Origin of the sequence: Bacteroides sp. M10 (genome assembly GCF_014334015.1) — a bacterium.
Lineage (GTDB): Bacteria > Bacteroidota > Bacteroidia > Bacteroidales > Bacteroidaceae > Bacteroides > Bacteroides intestinigallinarum.
In genome coordinates, this window is record NZ_CP060488.1 from 2,592,343 (window position 1) to 2,609,216 (window position 16,874).

The 16,874-nt window shown below is 42.2% G+C and carries 12 protein-coding genes; 3 read left to right on the forward strand and 9 right to left on the reverse strand.

From position 1 onward, the window contains the following. Window positions 1-12: 12 nt before the first annotated feature. Entirely contained in the window at window positions 13-1,686 is a 1,674-nt protein-coding gene (locus H8796_RS09205; protein WP_087322794.1) for a DUF5123 domain-containing protein, read from the forward strand. A 33-nt stretch (window positions 1,687-1,719) separates the two neighbouring features. After that, window positions 1,720-3,024: a pectinesterase family protein gene (locus tag H8796_RS09210; RefSeq protein WP_007754842.1), complete on the forward strand. Its 1,305-nt coding sequence runs from the start codon at window positions 1,720-1,722 to the stop codon at window positions 3,022-3,024. A 36-nt stretch (window positions 3,025-3,060) separates the two neighbouring features. Here the strand turns inward: H8796_RS09210 and H8796_RS09215 are convergent, their stop codons facing one another. Continuing rightward, window positions 3,061-7,440, reverse strand: a complete 4,380-nt coding sequence (locus H8796_RS09215) for a two-component regulator propeller domain-containing protein (protein WP_087322792.1) — start codon at window positions 7,438-7,440, stop codon at window positions 3,061-3,063. A 212-nt stretch (window positions 7,441-7,652) separates the two neighbouring features. Here H8796_RS09215 and H8796_RS09220 point away from each other — a divergent pair, with 212 nt between their 5' ends. Next, complete coding sequence (locus tag H8796_RS09220) at window positions 7,653-9,194, forward strand: glycoside hydrolase family 28 protein (RefSeq protein WP_087322789.1); 1,542 nt, start codon at window positions 7,653-7,655, stop codon at window positions 9,192-9,194. A gap of 111 nt (window positions 9,195-9,305) precedes the next feature. On the opposite strand, the gene H8796_RS09225 is transcribed toward H8796_RS09220, so the two are convergent. The 8 genes from H8796_RS09225 to H8796_RS09260 all read right to left on the reverse strand — a co-directional run bounded on the left by H8796_RS09225 (window position 9,306) and on the right by H8796_RS09260 (window position 16,874). Next, the gene (locus tag H8796_RS09225) at window positions 9,306-10,961 is read right to left on the reverse strand and encodes an AMP-binding protein (RefSeq protein ID WP_008645207.1); all 1,656 of its coding nucleotides are present in this window, start codon (window positions 10,959-10,961) and stop codon (window positions 9,306-9,308) included. Window positions 10,962-10,968: 7 nt separating this feature from the next. Then, the gene (locus H8796_RS09230; protein ID WP_004313803.1) at window positions 10,969-11,523 is read right to left on the reverse strand and encodes a helix-turn-helix domain-containing protein; all 555 of its coding nucleotides are present in this window, start codon (window positions 11,521-11,523) and stop codon (window positions 10,969-10,971) included. Between the two features lie 40 nt (window positions 11,524-11,563). Beyond that, a complete protein-coding gene (gene proC / locus H8796_RS09235; protein ID WP_004310476.1) occupies window positions 11,564-12,337 on the reverse strand; it encodes a pyrroline-5-carboxylate reductase in 774 nt (257 codons plus the stop codon). 136 nt (window positions 12,338-12,473) lie between these two features. Further along, window positions 12,474-13,595, reverse strand: a complete 1,122-nt coding sequence (locus H8796_RS09240; RefSeq protein WP_008649668.1) for an aspartate aminotransferase family protein — start codon at window positions 13,593-13,595, stop codon at window positions 12,474-12,476. A 12-nt stretch (window positions 13,596-13,607) separates the two neighbouring features. Continuing rightward, window positions 13,608-14,576: an N-acetyl-gamma-glutamyl-phosphate reductase gene (gene argC / locus H8796_RS09245; RefSeq protein ID WP_004313800.1), complete on the reverse strand. Its 969-nt coding sequence runs from the start codon at window positions 14,574-14,576 to the stop codon at window positions 13,608-13,610. Continuing rightward, a complete protein-coding gene (locus H8796_RS09250) occupies window positions 14,573-15,781 on the reverse strand; it encodes an argininosuccinate synthase (RefSeq protein ID WP_117936122.1) in 1,209 nt (402 codons plus the stop codon). The genes argC and H8796_RS09250 overlap by 4 nt, the downstream gene beginning before the upstream one ends. 13 nt (window positions 15,782-15,794) lie before the next feature. Beyond that, complete coding sequence (locus H8796_RS09255) at window positions 15,795-16,373, reverse strand: GNAT family N-acetyltransferase (RefSeq protein WP_004299851.1); 579 nt, start codon at window positions 16,371-16,373, stop codon at window positions 15,795-15,797. A gap of 27 nt (window positions 16,374-16,400) precedes the next feature. Further along, window positions 16,401-16,874, reverse strand: a complete 474-nt coding sequence (locus H8796_RS09260) for an arginine repressor (protein ID WP_004310466.1) — start codon at window positions 16,872-16,874, stop codon at window positions 16,401-16,403.

A 16,874-nucleotide genomic window follows, 5' to 3' on the forward strand; every position in this document is an offset into this window, starting at 1 on the left:
TGGTAGGAAAAGATGAAAAGACTAGTTAATAGATTATCCGGAGCATGCCTGTATGTACTATTGGCTTTGATAGTGGGTATGTCTTCCTGTGAGGACGATGCCAATGACTGGACAGTTAATAAGAACTATGATGCTTTGTTCCGTCCGTTGACGTTCGATAAGTCGGCTACCGATGCGACTTCGGTTACATTAAGATATTCGCAGATTGTGAATGCAAAAGTCTATATTTTTGAGTTTTATACGGACAGCTTGGAGTTTAATGCGGAAAATTATGTAAGGACAGATACGATTCTGAAAGATACATTGACTGTATTTTCAGAGAGTAATACGCCTATGAGGGTGGAATATCGTACTTTGTTTCAGGAGTTCAACGGTTCTACGCAATATTCTGTTCGTATGAAAGGAGAAGATGCGCAGGGAAAGGCAAGCACTTATGTCAGTGTAGCATTTAAAACTCCGGATGAGCAATTATTTACCGGAGTGGAAGTTACAGCTAATTCCGCAACCTTGACATGGGAAGAAACGAACAGGGTAACTCATCTGACGTTGGCTCAAATGGTGGATACGAAATATGGTGAGGAAAAACAGATTGATTTGACTTCGGAAGATATAGCGGCTTGTTCAAAAACACTCTCCGAATTGGAGAATGGAGCGACCTATCGTGTTCGGATTTATAATAATGATGCATTACGTGGTTCGTATGTATTCAAGACACTGGGATTGGGTGGTAGCGAAATCCTTTTTGTGGAGGCTACGGAAACCGGAGTCATTGATTTAAGTACATTGTTATCTAATTTTGTGAAAGAGAAAGAATGTAGCAATGTAACTGTCCAACTTACTCCGGGGGCGGTGTATAAGGTAAGTGAACTAAAGATTCCGGGATTGGATAATATTTTGTTTACCAGTACGGAAGCTAATGAAAATAATCGTCCACAGCTTATTGTGACTAATAAAATATCATTGGCTTCTCCGATACAGTCTCTGTCATTCGAGTTTGTTTGCCTGAATGGAAATGGCGAGGCCAGTTATATGACGGATTGGAAAAATAGTTCTTATGCCCAGTCTATTTCATTCACAGGCTGTGCTATACAGAACATAAAACGTACGCTTGTACGTATTAGCGATGGAAGTGGTGTGTTCATGACGGATATTACGATCGATAACTGTGTCATATCCGAAGTTGGTACGGACGGATATGGAATGATTAATTTCGGAAAAAATATCGATCAGTTGGAAAGGGTTTCTATAACGAATAGTACATTGATTAATATTGGTGACCAGTTGATGGACGTGAAAGGGGGAATCGGTGATGTGATATTGGAAAATTGTACTTTCTATAATTCTATGGATGCTAAGAAGGAATTGCCTAAAGTTTTCCGTTTCGATAATGCGGCAAGTACTCCGCCTTCTCCGAAATCTGCGACAATGCGGAATTTGATTTTCTCCGGTCCGAACAAAGGAAAGAAAATGAATAGTGGAAATGGTGCTTATGACATTTTGAACTTCTCTGATAATTGTTATATCACCTCCGACCTGCAGGAAGGCAATAACAGGTTTGAAGAAATAACGAGAATAAAACAAAGCTCGGATGACTTGTTCGTTGATCCATTAAACGGTGATTTCCATATTAAACCGGGAGCCGGGTTCGCCGGAACGGGTAATGCTGGTGATCCACGTTGGTATTAATTGATCCTATAATTGTTAGGTATAAAGAATATCATGAAGAATATTGTATTATCAATTTTATTGATGAGTGCCTGTGCAATGATTTATGCACAGGCGGACTCATCGCCTTATCAGGCTATTGTAGCTGTTGATGGTAGTGGAGATTATAAAACGGTTCAGGAAGCAATCAATGCTGTACCTGACGGACAGACGAAACCTTGGTTGATTCTGATAAAGAATGGCTTGTATAATGAGCAGGTGATTATCCCTAAGAATAAGCCATACGTACATTTAATAGGCCAGGATAAGGATAAGACCATTATTCATTTAAACTTGAATGTTGGTAGTAAACTGACCGGTAAAGAAATAGGTGGAAAAACAGCTTATTGGGAACACTCGGTTCATAATCCTTCCTCTCCAGTTTATAAATACGAGGGATCGGTAGTGGTGGTAAAAGGAGACCACTTTTATACGGAAAACATTTCGTATGTGAATGACTGGGGAGTTTTATCAGATAATGGTCCGCAGGCTTTGGCTATGAATAGTCAGGCAGATTGTGCTTCCTTTTATAATTGTAAGTTCCGTTCTTTTCAAGATACTTGGATGACTGCCAATAATGATGTCAGTCGGCACTATGTGAAAGATTGCTGGATAGAAGGCGCGGTAGACTATTTTTATGGTGGTGGTGATGTGTTGCTGGAAAACTGTACGCTTTATAATGTACGGAGTGGAGCAGTAATAGTGGCTCCTTCCCATAAAGATGCCAAATATGGTTATGCTTTTCGTAATTGCATTATAGATGGAAACAGTGAAGCGGCTGACGGACGTTTGAAGTTGGGGCGTCCATGGCATAATAATTCGAAGACGGTGTATATCAATACCATTATGCTTATCCCTGTCGCTGATGAAGGATGGACGAATATGGGAACGGTTCCCGGAATTTTTGCCGAATACAATAGTCGTGATGCACAGGGTAATGTGTTGGATTTAAGTAAACGCAAAACGGAATATCAATATAAAGACCGCCAAACCGGTAAGGAAGTATCGGGTACCTGTCAGGCAACTATAACGAAAGAGGAGGCGGACAAATATACGTACGAAAATATGATTCCGGGTAATGATGGCTGGAATCCGCGTATTATGATGGAGAAATTAGGAAGTCCGCGCAGTCTGGTTTATCAGCAAGGCACTCTTAAATGGAATCCTGTGAAGAATGCGATCGGATATATTGTATATGATGGAGAACAGATTCTCGGGACGACTACTGATACCTCTTTTCCGGTGTCGGAAGTGAATTATGCTTTGAAGGTATCTGCCGTGAATCAATATGGAACGCAAGGTAAAAAAGGTGTATTGTAATTGAATATAGAAAACTGGTAAGGAAAGGGGAGGTGCTTATGAGGCATCTCCCTTTCTTTCTTTATATTCTGTAGGAGTGACTCCCATGATTTTTTTGAAGCGCCTGCTAAAGTACTTCGGGTCATTGAAACCGGTCATATAAGCAATTTGGGAGAAACTGTATTCACTTTTTTCAATTAGCTGGGCGGCTCGTTTGATGCGCATTTCACATACGAAATCTACCGGAGTCAGCCCAACAATGGATTTTAATTTTCGGTAGAATACCGTACGGCTTAACATTAGTTTGTTGGCGAAGTCGTCGATGGTGATATCTGTATTATCCATTTGTTCCTCCATAAACGCCATTACTTGTTGCATGAATTGTTCATCGTATGGAGTCACTTGAGGTTGTGAAGGCTCCCACCCATTTATATGATCCTCTTCTTGAGTATGCTCTGACAGTTTCGATAAATATAGATCTTGTAGCTGTTTACGTTGACGGAGCAGCGACAAGATTCTGGTTTTTAAGTATGTAGAGCTGAATGGTTTGGTAATGTAGTCATCGATACCTTGTTCCAGTCCTGCTATCCGATCATCTAAAGAAGATTTTGCTGATAGTAATATAATAGGAATATGGCAGGTGTTATGATCGGCTTTGATTGCTTTCACCATGTCTAATCCATCCATGACCGGCATCATGACATCACTGATTATCAGATCCGGAATGTACTGCTGTGCATATTTTAATCCTTCTTTTCCATTTGCTGCTTCGAGAACAGTGTAAGTCTCTGACAGGATATTCCATAGGAAATGACGTAATTCATTGTTGTCTTCGACAATAAGAATGGAAGTTTTTTCATCCTCTGTGTCGGTTTTATTTTCATTCTCTGCGTATGCTGCCTTGAAGGATGTATTATCCGAATCTTCTTCAGTAGCTTGTATCGTCGGTGAATTATTGTCACTGTCGGATAAAATAAATTCGGCTTGTTGATCGTCTGCAAATGCTTTTTCTTCCTTAGGAAGTGTGACAATGAATTCACTTCCACTTCCCGGCTCGCTTTTCACTTGGATATTTCCGTGATGTAATTCTATTAATTCGCGTACCAGTGAAAGCCCAATGCCGGATGAGGGCTGCAAGATATTGTATTGTGCCAGTGTTTCAAATCGATAAAATAGGGATTGTTGCTTTTCGGGAGCAATGCCAATGCCTTCATCGGATACGGAGATGGTGACTTGCTCCGAACCTGTTATCATATTTACCGTTACTTTCTTCCCGTTCGGTGTATATTTGAAGGCATTTGAAAGTAGATTGAAGAATATCTTTTCAAATTTGTCACGGTCTACCCATGCGTATATTTTGTCTGTATTAGTTTGAAGTTGGAAATCAATTCTCTTTTCTTTTGCTATAAGGTGGAAGCTTTCCATTATCTTCTGTAATTGGGAAACGAGTTCTGTCTTTTCTACCAACACTTTCATCTTCTTATTTTGGATTTTGCGGAAATCCAGTAGTTGATTAACCAGACGAAGCATACGTTCTGTGTTTTTATGTACCAAATTTAGATGTTCCCGAACTGTCGGAGAGATTGCTTCATGCGCTAGAATTTCTGATACAGGGCTGGATATTAAAGTTAAAGGAGTGCGTAATTCATGTGAAATATCAGTGAAGAAGCGTAATTTGATATTGGATAAATGTTGTTCCAAGTCAACCTGATGCCGCAAACGGTAGATATAGAACAGAATGTATACAATGATAGTAGTGAATAACACGAACATGACAATATAGAATAACCATGCCCAGTATGTTTCCCAAAAAGTGGGTAAAACATGAATGGGGAGAGTGCGTATATTATCGGTCCATACTCCGTCGCTATTGCTGGAACGGATTTGCAGTTGATATTCTCCGGCAGGTAAATTTATGTATGTTGCAGAGCGGTTATTACCGGCTTCGTTCCATTCTTCTTCCAGGCCTTGCAGACGATAGGCGTATTCGATGGCATCGGGATTTACATAATCAATGGCTGCAAATTGAAAGGTGACATTACGTTCCGAAGGATTTAGTTCCAGTTCTTTTATGTCATCAAGCGCTACATGAAGTTGACTTCCTTGTATTTTGAGTCCGGTAAATACAATAGGAGGTACATAAGAACTTTTTTTCATTTGTTCTGTGTTGATTTCAAGTATCCCTTGATTGGTTCCGAGAACGATTTTCTTTTGACTGGTTAGTGTGGGAACTGCTTCAGTGAGGTTCAGTTCTCTCTGAAAGTAATTACTTCCATAATTCTCAAATGTTCCTTGTTGTGGATTGAATTTGGATATGGAGTTTTCGGAGATTACCCATAATTGTTTTTGAGTATCTTCGAGCATTGAAAGTACCAAATCGGAAGCTAATCCGTCTTTGATTGTATAACTTTTGAATTGTATATCTTCCGTGAGCAGATTTTTAGAGATAACCTGGCTGATTCCTCCGGTGAATGTTATTACATAAGTGTTTTTTCGACTGTCAGTAAATATTTGCATGACATCATTACTGCTAAGGCTGGAATCTACGTTAGGGATACGGTTGCTATGATAGAACTTAATTTCTTCTGGCTGATCGAACTTATTGGAGAATGTAAGTAAACCATTGGTTGTGCCAATCAATAACACTCCGTTGGGGGCTTCTGCGATATGTCTTATTTTGAGTGAAGTAGAAACAGGATAGTTTTTCAGCCGGTTGCCGCTATGAATAAAGTTGGTAGAACCATCAGGTACGTGTGATAATAGGTTGAGACCACCTCCATAACATGCGATCCATATATTGTCATGGCTATCCTGAATAATACTATAGACACTATTGTTACTTAAACTGTATGTATCTTGTGGCTGATGGACGAATTGTTGTAAAAGATAAGAGTGTTCGTTTTTCTTCTTTAGAAGGATGAGGCCGTCTTTTTTGGTTCCCATCCATATATTTCCTTGTTTATCTTCCATAAAACAGTACACACTTTTTCCGAAAGTAACCTCTTGAGGGGTGATTATACCCTGTGGAGAAAGGTAGCCTTCTAATGTCCCATCCGGACGGTAAATTCTGACGTTTCCCTTTTTGGAAGCAACCCAGAGACGTTTCTGTTTGTCGGCAAGAAAAGCACGTATTTCCAATCCATTGTCTATGGGGCGTATTTTGTATTTATTGGGATAGAAAGATATTTTGTCTACGCCCCGGTCATTGGTAATCCATACATTCTGTTGCCGGTCGGTATAATAATAACGAATAGAGGGGGCAAATAGGGAAGCGGGATTGTTTTCATCTGCAAAGTATAGTTTCAGTTGATTACTGTCGCGATCATAATAGCACAAATGCCCTTTTTGAGGACTCATCCATAGTGTACCTTCATGGTCTTCAAAGATCATGTATCGGTTGTCGCGTTCATATTGGATCAGGTTTTGTATAGGAGCTGTGAAGTGCTGTTTATCTCCTGTTTGCAGATTTAGCTTTATCACACCGGAGGTATTGGCAAAGATCCAGACTTCTCCGGTTTTGTCCTGATAAAAAAAATGAGCTTCATTGGATGGCTGGGTGGCTGTCTGTATATTAAAATGCTGGAATTTTTTCTTTTCTGTATCGTATGTTATAAATCCGTTGTCAGTTCCTAAGCCGATCCTGTCATTAGAAGGGGAAATGGAAGATATGGAATAGATATCTGTGACAGAACATGGTAGTTCCTGGAATTTTATATTTCCGTTCTTGGGATCATATATTGCGATTTTTCCGGAAGTTGAGATAAGATATATTTTCTTATTATATTCTTTTACCATTTTAAACGGATAATCGCTGTTGATTCGTTTTTTTCCGATGATGGTTACTCCCTTATCTGTCATGATCCATTCGTCCCCGTCGGAATCTTCGTAAATGTCGAATATCTTGTTTCCTTTTAAATTTTGGTTAAAGCTGCTGTATAATATGATATCTTTTCCTTCTTTGCAGGTTTGCTCATTGATTCTGAAAGCATAACCTTGTTCACAGGTGATCCACGTAATTCCTTTATTTAAGGTATAGATATTGCTGACTATGTTGGTTTGTTGCAGGGATGATTCAATAGGAAGGAGTATGTCAATAAACTTCTCTGTCTGAATATCAAATAGATATGCACGGTTATCATAAGATTTGCACCATATATCTCCGTCTTTGCTTTCTGTAATATAAGAGAAACGGTTAGTCGTTAAAGTACAGCCGTCTCCCGGAAATGCTTTGTAATTTTTAAATGTGTATCCGTCGAATTTGTTTAGTCCATTCCAGGTGGCGAACCAAAGAAATCCTTTTTTGTCTTGCATTATATTCACTACTACTCCTTGCGAAAGACCATTATTGACAGAGAAGTGTTTAATCTGGCAAAGAGGTTGAGCTGCTATAGTCAGACTGGTGTATAAGCATAAAAGGAAAACATAGAGTGTCTTCATGATATTATAAATTATGTGTAGAGCAAAAATAAATAAAACTGGATTAAAAAGGAAATTTAAAATAGTGATTGAACATAAAATGCACGCTTTTGCATATTTAATCCACCTGTCTATCCTCTATCAAGCACAATTATTACCCTATAAAGAGAGAAGATACCTCGTACTTTTGTTTTGACAATTAGAACTAGTAAAATTTTAAATGAGAACTATAAATGAAACGTCTATTTATTTGTGTAGTGGGACTTGTTATAGCCGTAACCGCATGGGCTCGTACCTTTAATATGAAGGAGCTTGGAGCTGATCCCCGAGGTATTGAATCTTGTACGGAGTTAATAAACCAAACGATTGAAAAAGCATCTTCTGAAGGTGGAGGAACTATTTATTTCCCGGCAGGTGTTTATTTGACAGCCACTATCTACATGAAAAGTAATATAACTTTGTATGTGGAGTCCGGAGCTGTTCTTCGTTTTTCAGATCGTTTTGAAGATTATCTTCCTTTTGTGAAGATTCGTTGGGAAGGTACAGTGATGAATACTTTGTCTCCCCTGATTTATGCGCATGATGCGGAGAATTTGACTATAACCGGGCGTGGAACACTGGACGGTAATGGATTTAAATGGTGGAGCTGGGAGAAAGAAACACGGGAACTGATTAAAAAAAACGGAGGAAAATTGCCTGCTTTGAATAAACTACAACGAATGTGGGAAGAGGCTAATGAAGAACTGGAAATCTCGGATTATTATAAACCTTCTTTAGAGCGTCGTATGTTTCGTCCTCCTTTTATTCAGTTTTATGAATGTAACAATGTGTTGATAGAGAATGTGAGAATTGTCAATTCTCCTTTTTGGACCATAAATCCGGCTTTTTGTGATAATGTAACAGTGCATGGAGTGACGATATATAACCCCTCAAAAGATCCAAAAGGTCCCAATACGGATGGAATAAACCCTTCTTCTTGCCGGAATGTACGTATTTCTGATTGTTTTATTAGTGTGGGAGATGATTGTATCACAATTAAATCGGGGCGTGATGCTGATGGACGGAAATATGGAAAGGCATGTGAAAATATAACGATAACTAATTGTGTTATGCTTTCCGGTCATGGAGGGGTAGTTATTGGTAGTGAAATGTCAGGCGGTGTAAGGAGAGTGACAATTTCTAATTGTGTTTTCGATGGTACGGATTCTGGTATTCGTCTAAAGTCCTCGCGCGGGAGAGGAGGGGTCGTTGAAGAGCTTCGGGTAGATAATATCGTCATGAAGAATATTCAGCGGAATGCCTTCATTTTTGATTTGTTCTATGATAAAGAGTCAAAAATAGAGCCTGTCAGTGAGCGGACTCCTGTTTTCCGGAACATTCATTTAAGCAATATTACAGGTTCTGATATCAAGCAAATTGGTTATATTAAAGGGATTGAAGAAATGCCCGTACAAGGCTTGTCCTTTTCAAATATTAATATGAAGGCAGAGGTTGGATTTATAGTTGATATTGCTGAAGATATTCGTTTTGATAATGTGGATTTCTCATCGCAGACTGGTTCACCGTGGCAATTCAGTAAATGTAAGCAGATTGTTTTGAATAATATTAGATCTAAGTATCCTGTTATCGAACAAACGATTGTTACATTTGAAGATGTCGATAATGCTATTATTAATGATTGTTTTCAGATGACTCCTGTGAAGGATTTTTATAAAGCTAATAACAGTCATATTATTGAAGGACATAATTATTGGAAAAAAGAGAGTTTCAAATAAACAGGAACTGTCATATTGTTTCTGTTGAATTTTATTGTTGGGTAGATATGAGAAGAACGATATTACATCATCTGTAATATCGTTCTTCTATTGATTAGAGTTGTTTATGATTTACTTCTTATCGTTTTCGCGAATCTCCACCCGGCGGATTTTACCGCTGATTGTCTTCGGAAGCTCTTCTACGAACTCGATGACACGCGGATATTTATAAGGAGCAGTCACTTTCTTCACGTGATTCTGTAATTCCTTAATCAGTTCTTCTCCGGCACGTGCTTTATAGTCTTTGGATAGAACAATCGTAGCTTTTACCACCTGACCGCGAATCTCGTCGGGTACTCCGGTAATAGCACATTCCACAACAGCCGGATGAGTCATCAACGCACTTTCCACTTCGAATGGGCCGATGCGGTAACCGGAGCTCTTGATTACGTCGTCTGCACGACCGACAAACCAAAGGTAGCCGTCCTCGTCTTTCCAGGCAACATCGCCGGTGTAATAAATACCATCGTGCCAAGCTTCGTGAGTGCGTTCCGCATCCCGGTAGTATTCTTTGAAAAGTCCAAGAGGTTTACCTTTGCTGGTGCGGATTACAATTTGTCCTTGCTCACCCGCTTCAACAGAGCGGCCTTCATGGTCGATCAAGTCTACATCATATTGAGGATTCGGAAGCCCCATGCTTCCCGGTTTCGGTTCCATCCAAGGCATGGTGGCGATGGTAAGGGTTGTTTCTGTTTGTCCGAAACCTTCCATCAGTTTGATACCCGTCAGTTTCTTGAAAGTTTCAAATACAGCGGGGTTCAATGCTTCTCCGGCAATGGTGCAGTATTTTAGTGAAGACAAGTCGAACTTTGTCAGGTCTTCGTGAATCAAGAACCGGAAGATGGTAGGAGGTGCACAGAGAGAGGTGACATGATATTCCTGGATTTTTTCCAGAATAGCTGCCGGGGTAAACTTCTCGTGGTCGTAGACGAAGATATTGGCTCCGGCAATCCACTGTCCGTAGAGTTTGCCCCATACCGCTTTTCCCCAGCCGGTATCGGCAATGGTGAGGTGAAGACTGTTCTCGTCCAGGTTGTGCCAAAAACTACCGGTAACGATATGACCTAACGGATAAGTAAAGTCATGTGCCACCATCTTAGGTTCACCGGTAGTGCCGGAAGTAAAATACATCAGAGAGATGTCGTCGTTAGTGTTCGCATGGCGCGGACGTACAAACGGAGCAGCATTTTCGATACCCTGATGGAAATCTTCGAAGCCTTCCGGGATTTCCGGACCGACACTGACTAACTTTTCAACCGTGGGACATTCGGGAAGAGCATCTTTGATATGTTGCAGGATGATTCCTTCGCCGGCAGCTACGATCATTTTGATGTCGGCAGCGTTGCAGCGATAGATAATATCCTTCTTGGTCAGCAAGTGAGTAGCCGGAATGACAGTTGCTCCTAGTTTGTGAAGAGCGATGGTGCTATACCAGAACTCATAACGGCGTTTCAGAATCAGCATCACCATGTCGCCACGGCCGATACCCAGGCTCTGGAAGTAAGAAGCGGTCATGTCCGTAGATCGTTTCATGTCGGCAAATGAGAATTGGCGACTTTCGCCTTTGTCATTTGTCCAAAGTAAAGCGTTCTTGTCAGGTTGTTCGGCAGCCCAGGCGTCTACTACGTCATAGCCGAAGTTGAAGTTCTCCGGGACGTTTATTTTCAAGTTTTTGATAAAATCCTCTTGTGAACTGAAAGAGGTCTGTGATAAAAATCTTTCTACCATGATGTTATTACATAATTACTGCCAGAAAACGTACTGTTTTGCCATCGAGCGCTTTCATGCCATGTGGAAGTTTAGAGTTAAAATAGATACTATCGCCTTGGTTGAGGATGATTTCTTTGCCTTCGATGTTGATAAGCATACGTCCTTCGATGACAAGGTTGAATTCTTGTCCGTTATGTTGGTTATAATGGATTGGTTCGTCGTTTGCTTTCGGTTCAACAGTGACGATGAACGGATCGGCGGTACGGTTCATGAATCCTGAAGCCAGTGATTGGTATTTATAAGCTTTGGTACGTTCGATGCTGACTCCTTTGCCGGCACGGGTCACGAAGTAGCTGCTCATTTTAGGCTCTTCGCCAAACATCAGGGCGTCGAGAGCTATATTATACGTGCGGGCTATTTTTTGTAACATGCTGACAGAGATATCGTAGTCTCCGGTTTCTGCAAGTCGGTATTCTTCGGCAGAGATGTCGCTGTCGCGGGCGATATCCTCTGCGGTCAGTTCCAGTACATCACGTAATCCGCGGAGGCGTTCTGCGATCTGTTTAATTTGTTCATTCATACAAGTGGTTCGTATTTTTATGATTAATAATTCTATGGTATTATTTGGAGGCTTTCATGGCTTTGATGATAGCGGAGGTGAATCCGTTGTGTTCCAGTTCATTGATCCCCTTGATTGTGATTCCGCCCGGAGTGGTGACCTTGTCGATTTCTACGCTGGGGTGGGTGTCATTGTTCTGAATCAGTGCGGCTGCTCCTTTTAAGGATTGTGCTATCATCTGCATGGCATCTTTGGGACGAAGTCCCATTTCGATTCCGGCTTGCATGGCTGCCTGAACGTATTTCAATACGTAAGCGATGCCGCAGGAGGTCAATGCGGTGGCTGCCGCTATTTTATCTTCGGGAATAAGCATCACGGTTCCCATCTCGCTGAACAACCGGAGGATGAATTTGTCTTGTTCATCGTTCGTATTGCGGGCGGCAACAAGCGTCATACTTTCCAGTTCGCTGATAGCGGTGTTCGGAATCAGGCGGAACATGGCCATTTCCGGTGCTACGACGTAATGAGCCAGTTCTTCAAAACTGATGCCGGCAGCTACGGAGATGAGTATCTGTTTGCTTTTCAGTTTCAATTCGCGCATCACCGGTTCCATAAACCACGGTTTGACAGCAAGGATGACAATATCTGCACCTGTGGCAGCTTCCACATTGCTGTTGGTGATAGAGATACCCGGAAATTCCTTTTTCAGTTTCTCTAGTTTTCCGGCACTCGGATTGGACACAATGATGTCCGAATCGTCTATCAGACTTCCTTTTGCCAGGCCACGGGCTATTGAACCGCCCATGTTTCCTGCACCGATAATGGCTATTTTCATATACGCTTATTTTTAATGAGTTGTTAAAGGCAAAGGTAACAGTTAATTACGAAAAAACAAAAAGCAGCCGGAATAAGAAATAAATTTCTAATAAAGGCTGCTTTTATCGTTGGCTGTTTATTAATCAAATGAGCGATTAGAGTACTTTCTTGAACCGGGCAAGGAAGTCTTCTGCTTCCTCCATAGTAAGACAGAGAGGAGGTAACAGGCGAAGTACATTCGTACCGCTTGCTCCGGTAAATACATGCTCGTCATAGATGAGGCGGCTGCGTAGTTCTTTGATGGGTTCTTCGAATTCGAGTCCGATCATGAGTCCGCGTCCGCGTACCTCTTTTATTTGCGGGAATTTCTTCAGTTCTTCCAGTAAGTAGTTGCCTACTACCTTTGCGTTTTCTATCAGATTTTCTTGCTCAATGACGTCCATTACAGCGAGTGCTGCCGAACATGCCAGATGGTTTCCACCGAAGGTAGTTCCCAATTGACCATATACCGGTTTAAACATCGGGCTGATTAGGACACCTGCCATCGGGAAACCGTTGCCGATACCTTTGGCTACAGTGATGATGTCCGGCTTGATGTCATTATATTGATGGGCGAAGAATTTACCGCTACGTCCATAGCCGCTTTGAATTTCATCGAGAATCAGGATCGTTCCTGTCTCGCTGCAAGCTTTGCGGAGTTCCTGCATAAATTCGGTGGTCGGTATCTTGATACCGCCTACCCCTTGTATTCCTTCAATGATAACAGCACATGTGTCTCCTTTAGACAATTCCTGTTTCATCGCTTCCATATCGTTGAGCGGGAGATAGGTGACATGACCGTTATTGTTGATAGGGGCGATAATGGAAGGATTGTGAGTCGCTTCTACCGCCAGAGACGTCCGTCCGTGAAACGCCTTATTGAAAGATACGATTTTGGTACGTCCGTTATAGAAGGAAGCCAGCTTCAAAGCGTTTTCGTTCGCTTCGGCTCCACTGTTAATCAGGAACAGGCTGTAGTCTTCGTAACCGGAAATTTTGCCCAGTCGTTCGGCTACCTCTTGTTGGAGCTTGTTGATGACAGAGTTTGAGTAGAAACCAAGTTTAGCCACCTGGTTACTGATCATTGCTGTATAGTGAGGGTGTGCATGTCCGATAGAGATAACGGCATGACCTCCGTAGAGATCCAGATATTCCGTTCCGTTCTCATCCCATACCTTGCAACCGTCGCCCTTGACAATGTTGATGTTATATAAAGGATATACGTCGAATAATTTCATAATTCTTTGTTTTTAAAAAGCTGAAGGCTTCAAACGTAGTCCTACGGTTTCTTCCAGATTGAACATCAGGTTCATGTTATGAACCGCTTGTCCGCTGGCGCCTTTCAGCAAATTGTCGATACAAGAGATAATCAATAGTTTGTCACCGTGTTTCTCCAGATGTATCAGGCACTTATTAGTATTAACGACTTGTTTCAAGTCAATATTCTTGTCTACGATGTGTACAAAGGAGTCTTTTGCATAATATTCCTCGTACATACGAACGATTTCTTCCAGTGCTACTTTGGTTTTGACTACCATCGTTGCAAAGATACCACGGGCGAAATCGCCACGGTATGGAATGAAGTCGATCTCCGCATCGAAACTGTTTTGCAGCTGTTTCAGTGATTGCTTGATTTCCGGAACATGCTGGTGCTCGAATGCTTTGTACACACTCATATTGTTGTTTCTCCAACTGAAATGACTGGTAGCACCCGGTTTCACTCCGGCTCCCGTACTTCCTGTAATGGCATTTACCATTACATCATCCGTCAGCATCAGATTCTTGGCAAGCGGAAGCAAACCGAGCTGGATGCAGGTTGCAAAACAGCCGGGATTGGCTACGTGCTTTGCCGTACAAGTGGCACGGCGGTTCAGTTCCGGCAGGCCGTAGATAAAGTCGTGGTCGTCGCTCATAATGCGGTAGTCCATCGAGAGGTCGATAATCTTCAGGTCTTCCGGTATGTTGTGACTTTCCATGAATTTCTTTGTATCGCCGTGGGCGGTGCAGAAAAAGAGAACGTCGATTTCGTCCAGAGGTAACTGGTCGGTGAATCTTAGATCTGTTTCTCCATACAAGCCTTCGTGTACGTCGGTAATTCTGTTTCCGGCATTACTGCTGCTGTTGATAAATACGATTTCAGTTTCCGGATGGTTGAGCAGCAGACGGATTAATTCGCCTGCTGTATATCCTGCGCCACCAATGATTCCTGCTTTAATCATATCTCTTCGTCTTTGTGGTTATTATAGTAAACACGTAGCGGAGTAGAAGTGACTTTGATAAAGCCTTTGGCGTCTTCGGCTGTCCAGCCTTTCTGCATTTCACCGTATTCTCCGAATTTAGTCTTCACCAGATCGTCTTCCGATTCTACACCTACGGTAGAGAAGGAGAGAGGGCGAAGCTCGAGGATAGCCGTACCGTTTACGTTACGCTGGCTTTCCTGCAACATCGCTTCGATGTCACGCATCACCGGTTCGAGGTATTGGCTTTCGTGGAGGAACATACCGTACCAGTTGGCAACCTGGTCTTTCCAGTATTGCTGCCATTTGCTCAATGTATATTTCTCAAGGAAGCGATGGGCGCCGATAATCAACATCGGGGCTGCTGCTTCGAATCCTACACGGCCTTTAATACCGATAATTGTATCACCCACGTGCATATCACGGCCGATACCGTATGCTGCGCCAATCTCTTCCACTTTCTGGATGGCTTTGATCGGATCGTCAAACTTCTCGTCGTTGACCGCTTTCAGTTCCCCTTTTTCAAAAGTCAGGCGGAGCTGTTCACTACCTTCTTTTTCAACATGTTTGAGGTAAGCTGTTTCCGGCAGTCCTTGTGCAGAGTCGAGGATTTCGCCACCACAGATGGAAGTACCCCATAAGCCGACGTTATAAGAGTATTTCAGCTTAGTGAAGTCTGCGCTGAAACCATGCTTGTTCAGGTAATCGATTTCTTCTTGACGGCTCAATGCCATGTCGCGGGTTAATGTGATAATTTCCACATTCGGAGCCAGTACGAGGAAAGTCATATCGAAACGGATCTGGTCGTTACCAGCTCCGGTAGAGCCGTGTGCTACGGCGTCCGCACCGATTTCGTTGGCATAACGGGCGATGGCAAGCCCCTGGAAGATACGTTCGGAACTAACTGAAATTGGATAAGTACCGTTGCGCAGTACATTTCCGAAAACCATGTATTTCAGGCTCTTTTCGTAGTATTCTTGAGTAACGTCCAGCGTTACATATTTTACTGCTCCCAGTTTGTAAGCATTTTCTTCGTTTGTTTTCAGTTGTTCTTCACTGAAACCACCCGTATTGGCACAAGCTGCATATACTTCGTAACCTTTTTCTTTGGCGAGGTACATGACGGTGAACGATGTGTCCAGTCCGCCGCTGAATGCCACCACTACTTTTTTCTTCTTCTCTTCCATAGTGCTGTATCTTTTAAATATTATTTCTTTCTTGTTCTTTTTTTATGTTCCGTGGCTCTGTCGGATCGTACAGCATGGCTGTACAGATGCAGAATTTACGGTTCTTCGCTACCAGAATATCATGGTTGATGCATCCTTCGCATCCTTTCCAGAAAGCTTCGTCGTCTGTCAATTCGTTGAAGGTGACAGGTACGTAACCCAGTTCGGTATTCATCTTCATGACAGCTGCTCCGGAGGTCAGACTGAATATTTTTGCTTTCGGCCATCGGAGACGTGCCAGTTGGAAAGAAGCCTGTTTGATACGCTTTGCCAGCCCTAATCCACGAAAATCGGGATGAACGATCAAACCGGAAGTAGCCACGTACTGCTTGTTTCCCCATGATTCGATATAGGTAAATCCGGCGAAAGTGTCACCGCAAAGAGCAATAATCGCCTTACCTTCTTTCATCTTTGTCGCTACGTATTCGTGTGTGCGTTCCGCAATTCCTGTTCCTCGTACGGCGGCAGCATTTCTGATAGTTTCCAAAATAGTGTCAACGTAAACCTCATGTGAGGCGTCGGCTACCATAACATCTATTTGTTGAGTGTCCATTTCTTTATTATATAATAATAGGTATAATTATTCGATATTGGGAATGATGAGTGACAAAAGCTGGCGTATTTTGCTGATGGCAACTCCTTCACGCAACACCAACATGATCGTATCGTCACCGGCAATGGTTCCCAGAATTTCACTGAATTCATTGTTGTCGATGTCATAAGCCATGCTGCTGGCATAACCGGGACGGGTGCGGATAACGGCGATGTTACCGGAAAACTGCAAAGAGATAAATCCGTTGTTGCGTAACATTTCACCGGCACTCTGGTCGGTAGAACGTTTATACATAATATTGTTCGGCAGTACATATACGTACTTTCCATTCATACTGGCAGCCTTGGCTACTTTCAATTGTTTCAAGTCGCGGGAGAGGGTGGCCTGTGTCAGTTCGAAGCCTTCGCGGTTCAGCTCTTGCAGCAGTTCTTCCTGCGAACCGACCTCCTTGCTTGAGATAATCATTTTGATGGCGTCTAACCGATTTGCTTTCTTCTTCAT

Excerpts from the sequence above, each read along its gene's own strand:
- H8796_RS09205 (WP_087322794.1), top strand. The coding sequence starts at position 13 with ATGAAAAGACTAGTTAATAGATTATCCGGAGCATGCCTGTATGTACTA.
- H8796_RS09210 (WP_007754842.1), top strand. The coding sequence starts at position 1,720 with ATGAAGAATATTGTATTATCAATTTTATTGATGAGTGCCTGTGCAATG.
- H8796_RS09215 (WP_087322792.1), bottom strand. The coding sequence starts at position 7,440 with ATGAAGACACTCTATGTTTTCCTTTTATGCTTATACACCAGTCTGACT.
- H8796_RS09220 (WP_087322789.1), top strand. The coding sequence starts at position 7,653 with ATGAAACGTCTATTTATTTGTGTAGTGGGACTTGTTATAGCCGTAACC.
- H8796_RS09225 (WP_008645207.1), bottom strand. The coding sequence starts at position 10,961 with ATGGTAGAAAGATTTTTATCACAGACCTCTTTCAGTTCACAAGAGGAT.
- H8796_RS09230 (WP_004313803.1), bottom strand. The coding sequence starts at position 11,523 with ATGAATGAACAAATTAAACAGATCGCAGAACGCCTCCGCGGATTACGT.
- proC (WP_004310476.1), bottom strand. The coding sequence starts at position 12,337 with ATGAAAATAGCCATTATCGGTGCAGGAAACATGGGCGGTTCAATAGCC.
- H8796_RS09240 (WP_008649668.1), bottom strand. The coding sequence starts at position 13,595 with ATGAAATTATTCGACGTATATCCTTTATATAACATCAACATTGTCAAG.
- argC (WP_004313800.1), bottom strand. The coding sequence starts at position 14,576 with ATGATTAAAGCAGGAATCATTGGTGGCGCAGGATATACAGCAGGCGAA.
- H8796_RS09250 (WP_117936122.1), bottom strand. The coding sequence starts at position 15,781 with ATGGAAGAGAAGAAGAAAAAAGTAGTGGTGGCATTCAGCGGCGGACTG.
- H8796_RS09255 (WP_004299851.1), bottom strand. The coding sequence starts at position 16,373 with ATGGACACTCAACAAATAGATGTTATGGTAGCCGACGCCTCACATGAG.
- H8796_RS09260 (WP_004310466.1), bottom strand. The coding sequence starts at position 16,874 with ATGAAGAAGAAAGCAAATCGGTTAGACGCCATCAAAATGATTATCTCA.